The sequence below is a fragment of the Ruegeria sp. N4 genome (assembly GCF_056531425.1).
This window is the reverse complement of record NZ_JBQFLT010000013.1, coordinates 111087-127341: the sequence shown is the minus strand read 5'-3', so window position 1 is coordinate 127341 and position 16255 is coordinate 111087. Positions and strand designations below refer to the sequence as shown.

General features: G+C 61.0%; 13 protein-coding genes. 9 read left to right on the top strand and 4 right to left on the bottom strand.

Translation table 11 applies throughout. The features are described 5' to 3' along the window. The first annotated feature begins 2 nt into the window (after window positions 1-2). Window positions 3-1409 carry an FAD-binding oxidoreductase gene (locus ACR0LW_RS18055; protein ID WP_480883728.1) on the top strand — a complete coding sequence of 469 codons (1407 nt, stop codon included), beginning with the start codon at window positions 3-5 and terminating at the stop codon, window positions 1407-1409. A 164-nt stretch (window positions 1410-1573) separates the two neighbouring features. Further along, window positions 1574-4081: a GcvT family protein gene (locus tag ACR0LW_RS18050; RefSeq protein ID WP_480883726.1), complete on the top strand. Its 2508-nt coding sequence runs from the start codon at window positions 1574-1576 to the stop codon at window positions 4079-4081. A 270-nt stretch (window positions 4082-4351) separates the two neighbouring features. Here the strand turns inward: ACR0LW_RS18050 and ACR0LW_RS18045 are convergent, their stop codons facing one another. Together ACR0LW_RS18045 and ACR0LW_RS18040 are read right to left on the bottom strand one after the other, a co-directional pair. Further along, window positions 4352-4996, bottom strand: a complete 645-nt coding sequence (locus ACR0LW_RS18045; protein WP_480883724.1) for a DUF938 domain-containing protein — start codon at window positions 4994-4996, stop codon at window positions 4352-4354. Next, on the bottom strand, window positions 4993-6066 hold the full coding sequence (locus ACR0LW_RS18040) for an NAD(P)/FAD-dependent oxidoreductase (RefSeq protein ID WP_480883748.1): 1074 nt from the start codon (window positions 6064-6066) through the stop codon (window positions 4993-4995). Before ACR0LW_RS18040 ends, ACR0LW_RS18045 begins: the two co-directional genes overlap by 4 nt. A 185-nt stretch (window positions 6067-6251) precedes the next feature. Between ACR0LW_RS18040 and ACR0LW_RS18035 the strand changes: the two genes are divergently transcribed. Together ACR0LW_RS18035 and ACR0LW_RS18030 are read left to right on the top strand one after the other, a co-directional pair. Continuing rightward, window positions 6252-6650 carry a hypothetical protein gene (locus ACR0LW_RS18035; protein WP_170453124.1) on the top strand — a complete coding sequence of 133 codons (399 nt, stop codon included), beginning with the start codon at window positions 6252-6254 and terminating at the stop codon, window positions 6648-6650. Window positions 6651-6653: 3 nt separating this feature from the next. Beyond that, window positions 6654-7886, top strand: a complete 1233-nt coding sequence (locus ACR0LW_RS18030) for an HlyD family secretion protein (RefSeq protein ID WP_480883722.1) — start codon at window positions 6654-6656, stop codon at window positions 7884-7886. Window positions 7887-8024: 138 nt separating this feature from the next. Here the strand turns inward: ACR0LW_RS18030 and ACR0LW_RS18025 are convergent, their stop codons facing one another. Then, window positions 8025-9194, bottom strand: coding sequence for an acyl-CoA dehydrogenase family protein (locus ACR0LW_RS18025; RefSeq protein WP_480883720.1), 1170 nt, complete (start codon window positions 9192-9194; stop codon window positions 8025-8027). Between the two features lie 24 nt (window positions 9195-9218). Then, complete coding sequence (locus ACR0LW_RS18020) at window positions 9219-9863, bottom strand: TetR/AcrR family transcriptional regulator (protein WP_170452262.1); 645 nt, start codon at window positions 9861-9863, stop codon at window positions 9219-9221. A 62-nt stretch (window positions 9864-9925) separates the two neighbouring features. On the opposite strand from ACR0LW_RS18020, the gene ACR0LW_RS18015 reads away from it, so the two are divergent. The 5 genes from ACR0LW_RS18015 to ACR0LW_RS17995 are packed head-to-tail and all read left to right on the top strand — an operon-like array spanning window position 9926 to window position 16238. Further along, complete coding sequence (locus tag ACR0LW_RS18015) at window positions 9926-11545, top strand: acyl-CoA carboxylase subunit beta (RefSeq protein WP_480883718.1); 1620 nt, start codon at window positions 9926-9928, stop codon at window positions 11543-11545. Further along, complete coding sequence (locus ACR0LW_RS18010) at window positions 11545-12357, top strand: enoyl-CoA hydratase/isomerase family protein (protein ID WP_480883716.1); 813 nt, start codon at window positions 11545-11547, stop codon at window positions 12355-12357. The genes ACR0LW_RS18015 and ACR0LW_RS18010 overlap by 1 nt, the downstream gene beginning before the upstream one ends. Further along, entirely contained in the window at window positions 12350-14329 is a 1980-nt protein-coding gene (locus tag ACR0LW_RS18005; RefSeq protein ID WP_480883714.1) for an acetyl/propionyl/methylcrotonyl-CoA carboxylase subunit alpha, read from the top strand. The genes ACR0LW_RS18010 and ACR0LW_RS18005 overlap by 8 nt, the downstream gene beginning before the upstream one ends. Further along, window positions 14326-15453 carry an NAD(P)H-dependent flavin oxidoreductase gene (locus ACR0LW_RS18000; RefSeq protein ID WP_170523150.1) on the top strand — a complete coding sequence of 376 codons (1128 nt, stop codon included), beginning with the start codon at window positions 14326-14328 and terminating at the stop codon, window positions 15451-15453. The genes ACR0LW_RS18005 and ACR0LW_RS18000 overlap by 4 nt, the downstream gene beginning before the upstream one ends. Beyond that, window positions 15453-16238, top strand: a complete 786-nt coding sequence (locus ACR0LW_RS17995; RefSeq protein ID WP_480883712.1) for a TIGR03084 family metal-binding protein — start codon at window positions 15453-15455, stop codon at window positions 16236-16238. The genes ACR0LW_RS18000 and ACR0LW_RS17995 overlap by 1 nt, the downstream gene beginning before the upstream one ends. Window positions 16239-16255: the final 17 nt, after the last annotated feature.

The following is a 16255-nucleotide window of genomic DNA, read 5'->3' as shown; positions in this document are numbered from 1 at the left end:
AGATGGTGCAGGCAACCGCGCTGCCCCGCAATGACGCGGGTATTGAAACGGCGATTGGAATTCTGAAACAGCGCTTTGGCGACCGGCTTCAAACCAGCGCCGCGATCCGGGAACAGCATGGTCACACCACGACGTGGATCGCGAACCAAAGTCCCGATGCGGTCGTTTTTCCGCAGACGACCAGCGAGGTCGCCGACATCGTAAAAACCTGCGCGGCCCACAAGGTTCCGGTGATTGCCTTCGGCACCGGCACCTCGCTTGAGGGGCACGTCAATGCGCCTGCCGGTGGGGTTTGCGTTGATCTGATGCAGATGAACAAGGTGCTGGCGGTAAATGCCAGCGATCTGGATTGTGTCGTGCAACCCGGCGTCACCCGAGAGGACCTGAACACCCATCTGCGCGATCAGGGCTTGTTCTTTCCCATCGATCCGGGGGCCAACGCTTCGCTGGGTGGAATGGCCGCAACGCGGGCCTCGGGCACCAATGCCGTGCGATACGGGACCATGCGCGACAACGTGCTGAGCCTTGAGGCCGTGATGCCGGACGGGCAGGTGATCCGAACCGGGAACCGCGCCAAGAAGTCTTCGGCCGGCTACGATCTGGCCCGGCTGCTGATCGGGGCCGAGGGGACGCTGGGCATCATTACGGAACTGACGCTGCGGTTGCACGGGATACCCGAGGCGATCAGCTCGGCCCGCTGTTCCTTCCCAACCGTCGATGCCGCGTGTCAGGCGGTGATGATGACAATCCAATACGGCATTCCAGTCGCGCGGATTGAATTGCTGGATGAGATGTCGGTTCGGGCCGCGAACGCCTATTCTGGCCTGACGTTGCCCGAAACTCCGCTGTTGCTGCTGGAATTCCACGGGTCCGAGAATGGCGCGGCGGAACAGGCCGCAACCTTTGGTGAGATCGCCGCTGAATTCGGGGGTGCCGATTTCGCCGCAACCTCGACCACCGAAGAACGCAACAAGCTTTGGCAGGCGCGCCATGATATGTATTGGGCCTGCCTGCAATTGCGCCCCGGCGCACAGGGCATATCGACGGATGTCTGCGTTCCGATCTCGCGCTTGGCCGAAGCGGTGGGTGCCGCGCAAGGCAAAGCCGCCGAACTGGACCTGATCGCCCCAATTGTCGGGCATGTGGGCGATGGGAATTTCCACACGTTACCCCTGATCGATATGGACAACAAAGACGAGGTTGCCAGGGCCGATCAGTTCGTCGGCTGGCTGAACGATCTGGCGATCTCGATGGATGGAACCTGCACGGGTGAGCACGGAATTGGTCAGGGAAAGCGCCCTTATCTAGTCAAGGAACTTGGCGCTGCGACCCGCTACATGGCCACGATCAAGGCTGCGTTGGATCCGGACAATATCATGAACCCGGGAAAGATCGTTCCGGACCAATAGCCCGCTGTATCGCGGGGCCATATTCGCTGTCTCACTGCGACTTTTTAGGACACTGATTCAGCCTGCGGGTCGTTTTTTTCTTATCACCGGTCGGATGAATGTCGCGCCGCGCCCTGGATTTGCGCCATATGGGTGCAACTGAATTCAAGGGGAGACGCCCGGTTATGAAAACCCAAGTCAAAGCACTGGTTGTTGGCGGCGGTGCCGTCGGCACCTCGATTGCCTATCATCTGGCCAAAGCAGGCTGGGACGATGTGATGCTGATCGAACGGGATGAGCTGACCTCGGGCTCGACCTGGCACGCGGCGGGCCTGCTGCCGCTGTTCAACATGTCCTATGCGACGACCCACATCCACAAATACTCGGTCGATTTCTACAAGACGCTTGAGGAAGAGACCGGCCTGAACGCGGGTTTCGCCGTGGTCGGCAACCTGCGCATGGCGCAGACGCAGGAGCGTATGGATGAATACATGCTCTATGCCTCGACCGCCGAGACCTGCGATGTCGCTTATGAATGGCTGACGCCCGAGCAGATCAAGGACCGCTGGCCGCTGATCGAGACCAGCGACCTGAAAGGCGCGATTTATCACACTGAAGACGGCTATATTAACCCCGCCGACGTGACTCAGGCCATGGCCAAGGGGGCCCGTCAGCGCGGCGTGGACATCGTGCGCAAGATGCAGGCCGACGCCTTCCACTGGAATGGCACCCATTGGGAAGTCACCTGCACCAAGATGGTCGAAAAGGGCGGTAACCTTATCCCGTCCGATGAGCAGGTGGTCATCACCGCCGAGCATGTGGTGACCGCATCGGGCAACCACGCGCAGCGCACCGCCAAGATGCTGGGCATCAAGATGCCCGCGATCCCGGTCGAGCACACGTTCATCGTCATGGACAAGGACCCCGAACTGGTCAAATGGCGCGAAGCGGGCAACCCCGAGCACCCCGTTGTGCGCGACGCCGACAACGAATCTTACGCGCGTGAGGAACGCGGCGGTTGGATTCTGGGCATCTACGAACATGGCGCACCCGCGCAGTTCGAACATGGCGTGCCGGACAGCTTCCGCGCCGACCTGTTCCCGCTGGATCTGGATCGGATCGCGGATCAGTACATGGCAATGGCCGAGCGCGTGCCCTCCTGCGCCGAATCCGGCCTGAAAGACGATTTCAACGGCCCGATCTGCTATACCCCCGATGGCAACCCGCTGGTCGGACCGGCTCCGGGCCTGCGCAATATGTGGCTGGCCGAAGGTTTCTCGTTTGGTATTACCGCTGCGGGTGGCACCGGCTATTACCTGGCGCAGATGATGGTCGATGGCGAAGCCGAGATCGACATGGCCTCGCTGGACCCGAAACGCTATTCGTCCAACTGGATGACTACCGAATTCGCGGCCCGCAAGAACGAGGAATGCTACGAACACGTCTATATCCTGCACCACCCGGATGAAGAGCGTGAAGCCTGCCGTCCGCTGCGCACCGTCCCCGCGTATGACCGCCAAAAGGCACGCGGCGCGCAATTCGGCTGGGTCAATGGCTGGGAACGTCCCAACTACTTTGGTCCGCTGGACGCGGCGGACAATTTCGACAAAGAAAGCCGTTCGTTCCGCCGTGGTGGCTGGTGGCAATATGCCGTCGAAGAAGCCAAGGCGATCCGCGAAGGCGTTGGCCTGATCGACGCCTCGGCCTTCACCAAGCATGTCGTCAAAGGCCCCGGTGCGACCGCATTCCTCGACTGGTTCACCTGCAACAAGCTGCCCAAGGTCGGTCGTATCAACCTGACCTACGCACTGACCTCGCACGGGACCACCCGCACCGAATACACCATCGTCCGCAATGGCGAGAACAACTATTACATCGTCTCTGCCGGTGCCTGGACCGAGTACGACGCCGACTACCTGCGCAAGGCGGCTGAGGACAAGATGGAGGAGTTCGGCTATATCGAAATCCAGGACGTGACCACCCAGTGGGGCGTCTTTGCCATCGCCGGGCCCAAGTCGCGCGATGTTCTGAAAGAGGTTATCAAGGACGCCGATCCGGACACCGCACTGTCCAACAAGCGCTTCCCATGGCTGTCGGCGCGTCAGATCGAACTGGGCATGTGCCCGGTCAACGCGATCCGCGTGGCCTATACCGGTGAGTTGGGCTGGGAACTGCATCATCCGATCGAGATGCAGAACTACCTGTTCGATCTGCTGGAAAAAGCCGGTGAGAAACACGGTATGAAGCTGGTCGGTGCCCGCGCCCAAAACTGGCTGCGGCAAGAGAAATCCTATCGCGCCTTCGGCACTGAATTAGGTCGCGATGCGACCCCGCTTGAAGCCGACCTGCCGCGTTTTGTCGACCTGTCCAAGGATTTCCACGGCAAGGCCAAGCTGGAAGAAACCGGCGTGCGCGTGAAATGTTGCACTCTGCTGATCGACGGGCCGGACGATGCCGACCCGTGGGGCCGCGAGGCGCTCTACACGCCGGAAGGTGAGCGCGTGGGCCGTCTGACCTCGGGTGGCTACTCGGTGGCGTTCGAGAAGTCCATCGGTATGGGCTACGTGAAACCCGACCTGGCGGTCGAAGGCACCAAGCTGCGGGTCAAAATGCAGGACAAACTGTGGGATGCGGTTGTGACCTGCGACAGCCCGTATGACCCGAAAAACGAGGTCATCCGCAAGGACGGCTAATGGCTCGCAATAAATGGGTCGCCTTCGGCGCCCCATGCCTCCGGCGGAGGTATTTTTGAACAAGAGAAGCGGGGGCTGGTCACAAGATCCAGCCCCCCTGCTTTTGGCGAGGGGGGCCTTCTCCTGTTACGGTCATCGGCGCCTCCGCCTGTACCGCAAAAACATTGTCGCCGATCAGAGTTAACGACCCGTTACTTCTTCTGTTCAAAAATACCTCCGCCGGAGGCAAGCCTGCGACAGCAGGCTTTTTGAAGAAAAGAGCCGGCTGACTTATGCCGTGGCAATGAAGGCCAGATTGTTTGCGGGCATTTCAACGGTTTCGACGCGCTTCATCCCCTTGGCAAACAGCATTGATCGAATGTCGGCATCGTTTTTGTAACCAATTTCGGGGTCCTGTAGGACAAGCGCCTCATGAAATCGTTTATCCCCGTCACTGGTCAACAGCCCGTCCCGTTTGAACGGGCCGTACAGAATAAAGCGCCCACCGGGTGAGAGCGTTTTTGCGGTTTCCGATATCAGAGTTTCCGCCTCTTCCCAACTGATCAGGTGCAGGAGATTAATCAGCACGATCAGGTCCTTCGGCGCGAATTGCTTGCGCCAACCCGCTTGCGTTGCGTTCAATTCCAAAGCCGGCGCGATGTTGGGGTGATTGACTGCATATGCATCAATGCTGGCGCGGCGTTCGGGATCAATCTCTGTCGGCTGCCAGAACAGGTTGGGCAAACGCTCGGCAAAGGCGCAAACATGCTGGCCCGTGCCGCTGGCGATTTCGAGGGCGGTGCCGTCGGAGGGGGCCCGTGCTTCCATAAGGTCACTCAGAACGCCTGCGTTCCGGGTGGCGGCGGGCGCGACCAGTTTGCCGTTATCCGCGGGGGTGGCGACGCTGGCATTTGGCGGAGGGATGCGCTTGCTCATCTGTTCAATCGGTCCGGGGTTAGCATGTTGATGATGGTTTGATCAAATATCGGAGTGTTTCCGACAACAAGGTCTGCCAGAAACTGAGACGCGGCTGGTGCGCTTTGGAACCCGTACCCGCCCTGACCAGCGCACCAGATAAACGACCGATCCAGCGGGTCGGGGCCCAGCACCAACGTCCCATCTGGCGCAAAGCTGCGCAGCCCGGCCCAGTTTGTCTCAACCCGCGTGACAGGTTCGGTCACCAAAGCCTCGTACCGCGCCAGTCCTTCGGCGAGCACCATGTCATCCGCATAGGCGTCATGTGGGGCAACCGGTGTTGCGTCGGCCGGAGACACCAGCAACTTGCCCGCATCCGGCTTGGCATACCAGCTTTCGCCTGTGCCCAGCATCATCGGCCAGCCCGAGACGTCGTGCCCTCCTGGGGCCGGGATTCGCGCCATGGATCGGCGGCGCGGGGTGATGCCGATGGGCTGAACGTCGGCCAGTTGTGCAATCTCATCCGCCCATGCGCCTGCCGCGTTGATCAGGTGGCGGGCGTCGAATACGTCTCCGGCCTCGACCCGCCAATGCGCCGATTTGTGAATGGCCGTCACCTTGTGCCTTGTCAGCACGGCCCCGCCATTTCTGCGAATGGTGCGCGAGAAATCCTGCATCAGGCGGTCCGTGTCGATGTCAAACGCGGCTTCGCTGAGTGCGGCATAGCCAACACCTGCGGGATCAAGAATTGGTATTCGGGAAACTGCATCTTCGACCGACACCCTGCTCATGTCGAGAGTGGTCAGATCAGCATTGAAGGCTTCGCGCTGATCTTTGGCTGCGACCAGCATCAGACCGCAGGGTGTCAGGTAGCCTCCGTTCTCTGTATGCAGAAACTGGGCGCTGGCTTTGTTCAGCTCTACCACCGATGGCGGGCCGTAATTCTGCTCGAACAGGGCGGCCGATCGACCGGATGCATGATACCCCACGGCATCTTCTGCCTCAAACACGGTTACGGACCCGTGCTGTGACAGCCGGGCGCCTGCGCTCAGCCCCGCAATGCCGCCGCCGATGATGAGGAAATCAATCATATCATGTGCTTTCATTTAGGCAGCTACCCCAAAGGGTTTCAGGTTTCATATCGGTGTCTGAGGTCCCAGTTCGTCTCGACAGTCGGTCCGTGGACTATAAGCAAGCTTGAATTTGTGCTTCAACCCGGTCAAAGAAGTAGCAAAACAAACAGGAGGGTAAGGTGACCGCAGCAGAGCTTCATCCAATGGCCACCGGGCATATTCCCAGATACGTCGTCGCAGCTGACGGGAGCGATTACCTTTTCTCCGCCATGGTCGTTTTCTTTGTGGTGCTTGTGGTGCTGATCGGTGTTGGCTACCTGACACTTCATTCGGTTCCCGAGAAAATGGCGCATGAAAACAACCATCCGCAGTTCCAGTTGGTGGGAATTCTGGCGTTGTTGGCCCTGTTCACGCATAACGGAATTTTCTGGATTGCGGCCATTCTGGTTGCCGGGTTCCAGTTCCCGGATTTTGCGACGCCGATGAAGAACATTGCCGACGCTATTCGATCTTTGGGTCGGTCACCTGTGCCAGAGACGCTGCCCGAAGCGCCGCCCCCAGCCGCGCCGAGTGCGGACAAAACCGAAGCGCAGGAGCACTAAGTCATGATCGAGACGATGATCTGCGCCCTGATTACGGTGCTGCCCGACTATCTGTTCCGCCGCTTTGTCCAAGGTAAGCGGATCGGGCATGAGATTACCTTATTCACCATGTGGTATGAATTGCGCTGGGGGCTGACCACCTGTGCCATTCTGGCCCTGACGGTCATCACCACGCTGTTCTATTTTCACCCGGCCAGCACGACCGCTGCGTCCTATTTTCGGACGGTCACCATCCTGCCGCAACTGGGTGGGCGCGTGTCCGAGGTCTATGTCCGCAACAACGAATTGGTGCAGGCGGGCCAGCCGATTTTCCGGATCGAAGATTTCACTCAGCAGGCGCAGGTTCAGGCCGCCCATGCGCAGGTTGCTCAGGTGCAGGCCTCGCTGAAAGTGGCCGAAACCGATCTGGCCGAGGCCGACGCCGGGATCGCGGGTGCCCGCGCCGCGCTGGATCAGTCGCTTGAGGATCTGGAACGCAATACCACGCTGCGGGATGAAGGATCGAGCGCCGTTCGTCTGACCGAGATCGAGCGGTTGGAGAACCTGGTAGAGGAGCGCGAGGCGCAGGTTACGGCTGCGGAATCCCGGCGTGCGGCGGTTGTTCAGCAGATCGAAGAACTGATCCCGGCCCAGTTGGCCAGCGCAAATGCGCAACTGGACGCCGCGCTGACCGAGTTGGACAAGACCGTGATCAACGCCGGAGTAACCGGTCGGGTCGAACAATTCGGGCTGCAAGTGGGGGATTACGTCAGCCCGCTTTTGCGTCCTGCCGGCATTCTGGTGCCGTCGCATCCCGGGCATGACAGGTTTCAGGCTGCGTTCAACCAGCTTTCGGCACAAGTCATCAAACCCGGCATGATCGGAGAGCTGGGCTGCATGACCAAGCCCTTTACGGTGATCCCGATGGTCGTGGTCGAGGTGCAGGACGTGATCCCCTCGGGCCAGATCCGCCCGTCGGATGAGTTGCGGGACGTGCAGACCAACAACAACCCCGGTTCTATTCTGGTGTACATGGAGCCGCTGTATAAAGGCATGACCGACGACATTCCGCCGGGCAGTAACTGCCTGGCGAATGTCTACACCGACAACCACGAACGGCTGGAGCATGAAGACCTTGGATTTTGGGAAGGGGCCTTCCTGCATGTCGTCGACACCATCGGCGTGGTTCATGCTGCGGGATTGCGTCTGCGACTGATCCTGATGCCGGTGAACACTCTGGTCCTGACCGGCCATTGATCTGTCTTTGCCCCCGGTCGTCAGACCGGGGTCGTATGCGGACCGGTAAAATTCCGGCACGCGAAGCGGTTTGAATTGATCTGTCGGTGGGTCGATGTGCTTCAGATGGCAGATGCAACTTTGACGATGAATGCCTCGTCAAATCCCCAGTTGTGACGCTGCCAGATTACGCAGCACCTCATCCGTGCCGCCGCCGATGGTCATCACCTTCACTTCGCGGTAAATCCGTTCCGAGGCCGTCCCCCGCATATATCCCGCACCGCCCAGAATCTGCACCGCTTCATCGGCGCAAAACTTCAGCGCGTCCGTCGCTGTTACCTTGGCCATCGAAGTGCGGGCGACGTGGACGTTCAAGGGGTCAGCGCCCTGCATGTAACGCCAGATGATGTCATAGGTCAGGGTTCGGGCCGCATCGATCCGGGCCGCCATGTCGATCAGCTTGTGCTGAATGGCCTGACGTGCTGTCAGCGGTTTGCCGAAGGCGGTGCGCTGTCTGGCCCAGGCCAGGGCCTCGTCGTAGCAGACCTGCGCCATCGTGTAGGCGTGTACCGCCAGGGCCAGTCTTTCATTGTTGAAGTTCAGCATGGCCGCCAGAAAGCCTTCGCCTTCCATACCCACCAGATTTTCAGCCGGAACGCGGCAGTTGTCGAAATGCAGATGCGCGGTGTCCGACGCCCACCAGCCCATCTTTTTCAGTTCTGTCCGGGTCAGCCCCGGCGTGTCGCCTTCGACAACCAGAAACGAGATGCCGGTCATGCTTTGATCGTCAGGATTTGTGCGCACAGCCACGGTCAGTTGATCGGCCTGCATGCCCGAGGTGATAAAGGTCTTTTCCCCGTTCACGATGTAATGGTCACCATCCCGGATCGCCGTGGTGCGCAGGGCGGCCACGTCCGATCCTCCGCCGGGTTCGGTTATGGCCAGCGCCGCGATGCGGTCGCCTGCGATCACCGGTTTCACGAACTTTTCAAGTAGTGCCGCGTTGCCGCTTTGCGCGATCGGAGGCAGCGCAATCGAAAAAGACCCCAGCGAGGCTGCAACGCCCCCCGCACCACAGCGCGCGATCTCTTCGGTGCCGACCACTTGCATGAACAGATCACCGTTTGCGCCCCCCAGATCTTCGGGGAAGGCGACGCCCTGAAATCCAACCTCGGCAGCTTTCTTGTACAGCTCGCGGGGAAGGCGACCGGCGTCTTCCCATGTGTCGATATTGGGCATGATCTCGGCCTCGACAAAGGCGCGCAGGCTGCTGCGGAAGGCCTGATGCTCTGCGCTGAAATGACGGTCGGGCCGCGTATTGTCGTACATGATGCTCTTTCCCCCGAACTGTGATCAGGTGCTTTTTCTGGACTGAACGAATTGCCAGACGATTTTTGAGAACTGGTCGATTTTGGATTGCAGGGCCATCGGGTCCGGCGCAAAACGCGCCTGAATCAACAGCCCGCGCAAATAGGTGCGGCAAAGATCCCAGACCATCACCATCAATTCCGGATCATCGGGATAGGTGGCGCGCAGTTGCTGGTTTAAGTCCGCGTCCCACTGCGCCAGCATATCGTTAAGCGCAAATTCCAGATTGGGGTCGGTGCGCGCAGCAACCATCAGCTCGACAAAGGCGCGCCCGGCCGAGGTGTTCACAACCCTTGACCACAGCAGTTGCGCGATCTGCCCATAGTCCCCGGCGCTGTCCTGACCATGCGCGCGTCCGAAATAGCTGATCGCACCGGCGCGGGCGTTGTCCAACATCAGTTCCGCGGCGGCCACGATCATGTCGTGACGGGTTGGAAAGTGATAGTTCACCGATCCGCGCGACAGGCCTGACCGGCTTTGGATCGCGCTGAAACTGGTCTCGGCATAGCCAAGTTGGTCAAGGCATTCGATCACGGAATCCAGCACCGCGCGCCGTGTCGCAACGGCGCGATCCTGCTGGCGACGGGGCGATGTGCCAGTTGCGTCAGACGAAGTCGTGTTGGTTTTCATGTTGACAGGCTGCTCTGGACTTGTGAAAAAAACAGGACGTCCTGTTTTATATGAGAGCCGCCGTGCCATATCAATCATCAATTCAGACCAGCAGCGAAACTTTTCACGAAAATCAGGCGGCGATGCTGTCTCTGGTCGAAAAACTGCGCGAGCTTGAGGCGCGGCCCGTGAAGCTGTCGGAACAGAAACGCGAGCGGTTCGAAAAGCGCGGGCAGATTTTACCGCGCGAGCGTCTGGCCCGGCTGCTTGACCCCGGCATGCCGTTTCTGGCGCTGCACACCATTGCTGGGTATCTGATCGACAGCTCGAAAGAAGAGAAATCGGTGCCGGGTTCTTCACTGATCGCGGGGATCGGATTTGTGAACGGCGTGCGCTGCATCATCTGGGTGGATGACAGCGGCATCAAAGCTGGTGCGATGGGCGTCAAGGGGCTTGAGGCCGGGCTAAGCGTGCAGCGGCTGGCGCTGCGACACAAGCTGCCCTTTGTTCATCTGGTCGAAAGCGCGGGGGCCGACCTGACCAATTACAAGGTCGAAATGTGGGCGCAGGGCGGCACAGCCTTTGCCAATCTGGCCCGGATGAGCGCGGCAGGCATTCCCACAATTGCCGTCCTGCACGGGGCCTCGACCGCGGGCGGGGCCTATATGCCCGGCTTGTCGGATTATGTGATCGGGGTGAAAAAGAACGGCATGGCGGCGCTGGCCGGGGCCGCCTTGGTCTATGCGGCCACCGGGGAGGAGGCGGATGAGAAAGAGCTTGGCTCGGCCGAGATGCACGCCTCGGTCAGCGGACTGGTCGAGTATCTGGCCGAGGATGATGTGCAGGCGATTGCCATGGCACGCGATGTGGTCGGCAAGCTTGACTGGAACAAGGGACAATCCATGCCGCCGCGCCGTGCGTTTGAACCTCCGGTCTATGACCCGGCGGAACTGGCCGGGATTGTGCCTGCCGACCCCAAGGTGCCCTATGACGTGCGCGAAGTGGTGGCGCGTCTGGTCGACGGGTCCGAGTTTGAGGATTTCAAACCGGATTTCGGCCCGGCCACCGTCTGTATGCGCGCCTCGATCCACGGGTTTGCCTGCGGCATCATTGGCAACAATGGTCCGATTGATACGCAAGGGGCGAACAAGGCCACGCAGTTCTTCCAGCTTTGCGATCAGGCGGACATCCCGGTCATCTTCCTGAACAACACCACAGGCTACATGGTCGGCACCGCCTATGAACAGGCGGGCATGATCAAGCACGGCTCGAAGATGATTCAGGCAGTCACCAACATGCGGGTGCCCAAGATCACGATGTATATCGGGTCCAGCTTCGGCGCCGGGAATTACGGCATGGCCGGATATGGCTTTGCGCCCGATTTTCTGTTCGCCTGGCCGAATTCGAAATCCGGTGTGATGGGGGGCGAGCAGGCTGCCAAGACCATGGGTGTCGTGCAGGCCATGACCGCCAAGCGCAAGGGCATAGACCTGCCGAAAGAGGCGTTGGAGCAGCAAGGCAAGATCATCCGCCATATCTTTGACGAACAATCCGATAGCTTCGTCACCTCGGGGCGTGTTCTGGACCATGGCATCATCGATCCGCGCGACAGCCGCAAGGTTTTAGCCATGTGTCTGGAAACGGTCGAGGAAGGCCGCAATCGCCGTCTCAAACCCAACGCATTTGGCGTGGGGCGGATGTGATGGACGGCGCTGCCTATAAGACTCTGGACCTTGAACAGCGGGGCGGGTGGCTGACGGTCTGGTTCAACGAACCGGCCCGTCGAAACCCGCTGACGTTCGAGCGGATCGACGAGTTGCTGGCCCTCTGCGCCGAACTGCAGGAACGCCGTGACATTCGCGGCGTGGTCCTGCGCGGTCGGGGCGGGGTGTTCTGCGCCGGGGGGGACCTGCGGGCGTTTCAATCCGCTTTCCAAGGAGCCGATGCGCGCGATGAGGTCGTCGCGGCGTCGATCCGTGGGGCTCAGGTGTTCGATGCCATCGATCAGTTGCCGCAATTCGTGGTCATCGTGGTCGAAGGGGCCGCCATGGCCGGAGGTTTTGGCATGGTCTGCAGCGGTGATCTGGTGATCGCCGAGGAAAACGCCAAATTCGCCCTGACCGAGACCCGGATCGGCATCGTCGCCGCGCAGATCGCACCCATGGTGCAGCGGCGGCTGGGGCGGCGTCAGACACGCCGTTTGATGCTGTCTGCTGCCACTCTGACCAGCCAGCAAGCCGTTGAGGTTGGGTTGGTCGATCAGTTGGTCAGCGGCGCAGACGGGATCGATGCGGCCTTGACCGACATTCGGGCGCAGATCACCCGTGTATCCCCCAATGCTCTGGCGGTGACCAAAGCGCTGTTGCGCGACATGGAAAGCCTGCCACGACAGGACCAGATTGCCCGCGCCGCCGACGACTTCGCCGGGTGCCTGCTGTCGCCCGAAGGGATCGAAGGCGTCACCAGCTTTATGCAGAAACGAAATCCGAAATGGGCCGAGGCCGAAGATGTTTGACACAATTCTGATTGCCAACCGGGGTGAGATCGCCTGCCGCGTCATCGACACCGCTCGGCGGCTGGGCCTGCGGACGGTCGCGGTTTACTCGGACGCGGACCGCAACGCGCGCCATGTGAAACTGGCGGATGATGCGGTTCATATCGGTGGCTCGGCCCCGGCGGACAGCTATCTGCGCGGCGATGCCATCATTGCCGCAGCCCAACAGGTGGGCGCACAGGCGATCCACCCGGGCTATGGCTTTTTGTCCGAGAATGAGGCGTTTGCCGCCGTCGTGGGTGCTGCGGGGTTGGCCTTTATCGGCGCGCCTGCCGCAGCAATTGGTGCGATGGGCAACAAGGCGGCCGCGAAACGGTTGATGATAGCAGCCGGGGTTCCCTGCGTGCCCGGTTATGAAGGCGAGGATCAATCCGACACCGCGTTGACCGAGGCCGCCGCCAAAATCGGATTCCCGCTGATGATCAAGGCCGCTGCCGGTGGCGGCGGGCGCGGGATGCGCATCGTGCATGGTGCCGACGATCTGGCCGCAGGATTGCAACTGGCCCGCTCCGAGGCGGAAAACGCCTTTGGGTCCGGCGAATTGATACTGGAAAAAGCCGTCATTGCACCGCGCCATGTCGAGGTTCAGGTCTTTGCCGACGATCACGGCACAACCCTGCATCTGGGCGAACGCGATTGCTCGGTCCAGCGCCGTCACCAGAAGGTTCTGGAAGAAGCGCCATGCCCGGTGATGACGCCCAAGCTGCGCAAGGAGATGACCGACGCGGCAATCGCCGCCGCCCGAGCGGTGGACTATCGCGGCGCGGGTACGGTGGAATTCCTACTGGATGCCTCGGGTGCGTTCTATTTCCTGGAAATGAACACCCGGTTGCAGGTCGAACACCCGGTGACCGAGGCCATCACCGGCCTCGATCTGGTCGAGTTGCAGATCATCGTGGCGCAGGGCCTGCCCCTGCCGTTGACGCAAGCGGATGTGCGGCTTGACGGGCACGCCATCGAGGCGCGTCTCTATGCCGAAGACCCCGGCGCGGATTTCGCGCCCGCGACTGGCCCGATTGCCCTGTGGCAAACACCCGACGGCGAAGGGATGCGCACCGATACCGGCATCGAAACGGGGGGTGAGGTCTCGCCCTTTTACGATTCGATGCTGGCAAAGGTGATCGGCTTCGGCCCCAACCGCGACGTGGCGCGTCGTCGTCTGGTCGCCGGGCTGAAGGAAACCGCGCTGTTGGGTCTGACCACCAATCGCGGCTTTCTGATCGACGCGTTGAACCAGCCCGGTTTCGCCGACGGGTCGGCCACCACGGCCTTTATCGCCGAGACCTATCCCGATGGCGTCGACCCGGTTCAGGCCCGGCCCGCCGATTTCGCGTTGACCGCCGTTCTGATCCATTGTCAGGACCGCGACCGCCTGTTTGCGCGATCCACCGTCGTCAGCGAAGAACTGCTGGACTGGCACAGCGTTGCGCCGCTGCCGAACATGGTCACACTGATCCACGGCGAGGCCGAGGCCAAGGTCTCTGTCTCGCTGGTTGGCGATCATTTCGACGTCCGTTGCGGCGATGACAGCTTTGTCGTGACGGTTCAGGCCATGGGCGACACCAGCGCAACCCTGACGCTGGACGGGCGGCGCGTTACCGTCAGCTTCAACCGCTGGGGCAATGGCCAATTCGGTCTGCGCCGCGACACCGTTGACCTTACCTTCACGATTTTCGATCCGTTGGCCGCGTCAGGCGACGATGCGGGCGGCAGCCGGATCGTGGCTCCGATGCCGGGGGTTGTGGTCTCGATCAACGTCGCGCCGGGTGATGAGATCGAAAAGGGCCAGACGCTGGCCGTTCTCGAAGCGATGAAGATGCAGCACCAGATCACGGCCACTCGCGATGGACAGGTCCGCGAGGTTGTCACCCAGGCCGGTGCGCAGCTGACCGCTGGCGCGCTGATGATCGCGTTGGAGGAAGACACGCCGTGAATTCCGATCTGTGCAAAAATATGGGGCTGGAGTTCCCGCTGTTTGCTTTCAGCCACTGCCGGGATGTGGTCGCTGCGGTGTCGCGGGCCGGTGGGATGGGTGTGTTCGGCGCGGTAATGTACACGCCCGAGCAGTTGCGGCAGGAACTGGAATGGATTGACGCCAACGTCGATGGCAAACCTTACGGCGTGGACCTGATCGTACCGAACAACCTTGCGGCCTCTGGCGCCGGGCTTGACCCCGACCAATTGTTGGCCGCATTGCCCGCCGAGCAGAAACAACTGGCCGAACAGGTCCTGCAAAGCCATGGCATTGACACGTCCGGGATTGATGATGATCGGATCAGATTCCTGGATTTCGCCCGCAACATGGATGCAGAAGGCGCGCAGGCTATGCTTGAGGTTGCGTTCTCGTTCCCGATCAAGCTGATCGCAAACGCTTTGGGTGAGCCGCCGAAGATCATGATCGACATGGCGCATGAGCGGGGCGTTCCGGTGGCCGCTCTGGTCGGGGCAAAGAAACACGCCGAACGGCAGATCGCCGCCGGGGTGGATATTCTTGTGGCTGCGGGCGGCGAAGCGGGTGGTCATTGCGGTGAGGTTTCAACCATGGTGCTGACGCCCGAGATCGTCTCGGTCGCGCAGGGCAGGCCGGTTCTGGCGGCGGGCGGTATTGCCACCGGTCGGCAGATGGCGGGCGCGATGGCGATGGGGGCCGCGGGCGCGTGGTGCGGTTCGGTCTGGCTGACAACTGCCGAAGGGGAACCGGCGCAGCCGATCAAGGACAAGATGCTGGCGGCCACGTCCTCGGACACTGTTCGCAGCAAGTCGCGGACCGGTAAGATGTCCCGACAGTTGAAATCGGCCTGGACAGATGCGTGGGAGGATAGCGAAGTTTCCCCCCTGCCGATGCCGTTCCAGACCATCGTCAGCGAACCGGCATTGCATCTGACCGAAAAACTGGCCTCAGCCGGGCATGAAGGTGCGACCGAACTGGCGACCTATTGGGTCGGACAGGCGGTTGGATTGATGAATGAAACAACCTCGGCCGGACAGGTCGTTCAGGATTTCAAAGCCGATTTTCTGGACGCCGTCGACCGGCTCAATACTCTGTTGGAGACATAATGGAACAGGTCACTGCCTTTCTGGAGGAAAGCGAAGCATTGGCTGCCGTAATCGAGGCGCAGTGCAACGGACGTTGGGATGCGCCCACCCAGTTCAAGGGGTGGACGGTGAATGATGTGTTGGTGCATCTGCATTTCTGGAACCGGGCTGCCGATCTGTCCCTGACCTCGGCAGATGCGTTCAATGCGATGCTGGGTGAAAGCCTGCCCAAAATCCAGACGCTGGGGTTTCGGGCCATGGAAAACGCCGCCATCCCGGAACGGGGCGAGGCGCTGCTGACCCTCTGGCGGGATTACTTCCGCGATATGGCCACCCGCTGGCAAGGTGTGGATCCCAAAGCGCGACTGCCCTGGGTGGGGCCATCGATGTCGGCGCGGTCGTCCATCAGCGCGCGCCAGATGGAGACCTGGGCCCATGGGCACGAGGTCTTTGACCTGTTCGGCGCGGAACGCGCCGAGAGCGACCGGATCAAGAACATCGTCATTCTGGGCGTCAACACATTCGGGTTTTCGTTCCAACTGCGTGGGAAAGAGGTTCCGCCTGCGATGCCTGCCGTCGAACTGACTGCGCCCTCGGGCGAGGTCTGGCAATTTGGCGACGCGTCGGTGGGGCAGATCAGCGGTTCGGCCCTTGGGTTTGCGCAGGCGGTGACGCAGACGCGCAGCTATGTGGACACCGATCTGACCGTTTCGGGCGATCTGGCACGGGAATGGATGGAAAACGCCCAGTGCTTTGCTGGCCCGCCTGAAACCACGCCGCCGCCCGGATCGCGGTTCCGGCAATAAACGGTCCTGACCCCGGA

What these genes read in the sequence shown, in the direction of transcription:
- ACR0LW_RS18050 (WP_480883726.1), top strand. Translation starts at nt 1,574, where the DNA reads ATGAAAACCCAAGTCAAAGCACTGGTTGTTGGCGGCGGTGCCGTCGGC.
- ACR0LW_RS18005 (WP_480883714.1), top strand. Translation starts at nt 12,350, where the DNA reads ATGTTTGACACAATTCTGATTGCCAACCGGGGTGAGATCGCCTGCCGC.
- ACR0LW_RS17995 (WP_480883712.1), top strand. Translation starts at nt 15,453, where the DNA reads ATGGAACAGGTCACTGCCTTTCTGGAGGAAAGCGAAGCATTGGCTGCC.
- ACR0LW_RS18040 (WP_480883748.1), bottom strand. Translation starts at nt 6,066, where the DNA reads ATGATTGATTTCCTCATCATCGGCGGCGGCATTGCGGGGCTGAGCGCA.
- ACR0LW_RS18020 (WP_170452262.1), bottom strand. Translation starts at nt 9,863, where the DNA reads ATGAAAACCAACACGACTTCGTCTGACGCAACTGGCACATCGCCCCGT.
- ACR0LW_RS18025 (WP_480883720.1), bottom strand. Translation starts at nt 9,194, where the DNA reads ATGTACGACAATACGCGGCCCGACCGTCATTTCAGCGCAGAGCATCAG.
- ACR0LW_RS18010 (WP_480883716.1), top strand. Translation starts at nt 11,545, where the DNA reads ATGGACGGCGCTGCCTATAAGACTCTGGACCTTGAACAGCGGGGCGGG.
- ACR0LW_RS18035 (WP_170453124.1), top strand. Translation starts at nt 6,252, where the DNA reads ATGGCCACCGGGCATATTCCCAGATACGTCGTCGCAGCTGACGGGAGC.
- ACR0LW_RS18045 (WP_480883724.1), bottom strand. Translation starts at nt 4,996, where the DNA reads ATGAGCAAGCGCATCCCTCCGCCAAATGCCAGCGTCGCCACCCCCGCG.
- ACR0LW_RS18055 (WP_480883728.1), top strand. Translation starts at nt 3, where the DNA reads ATGGTGCAGGCAACCGCGCTGCCCCGCAATGACGCGGGTATTGAAACG.
- ACR0LW_RS18030 (WP_480883722.1), top strand. Translation starts at nt 6,654, where the DNA reads ATGATCGAGACGATGATCTGCGCCCTGATTACGGTGCTGCCCGACTAT.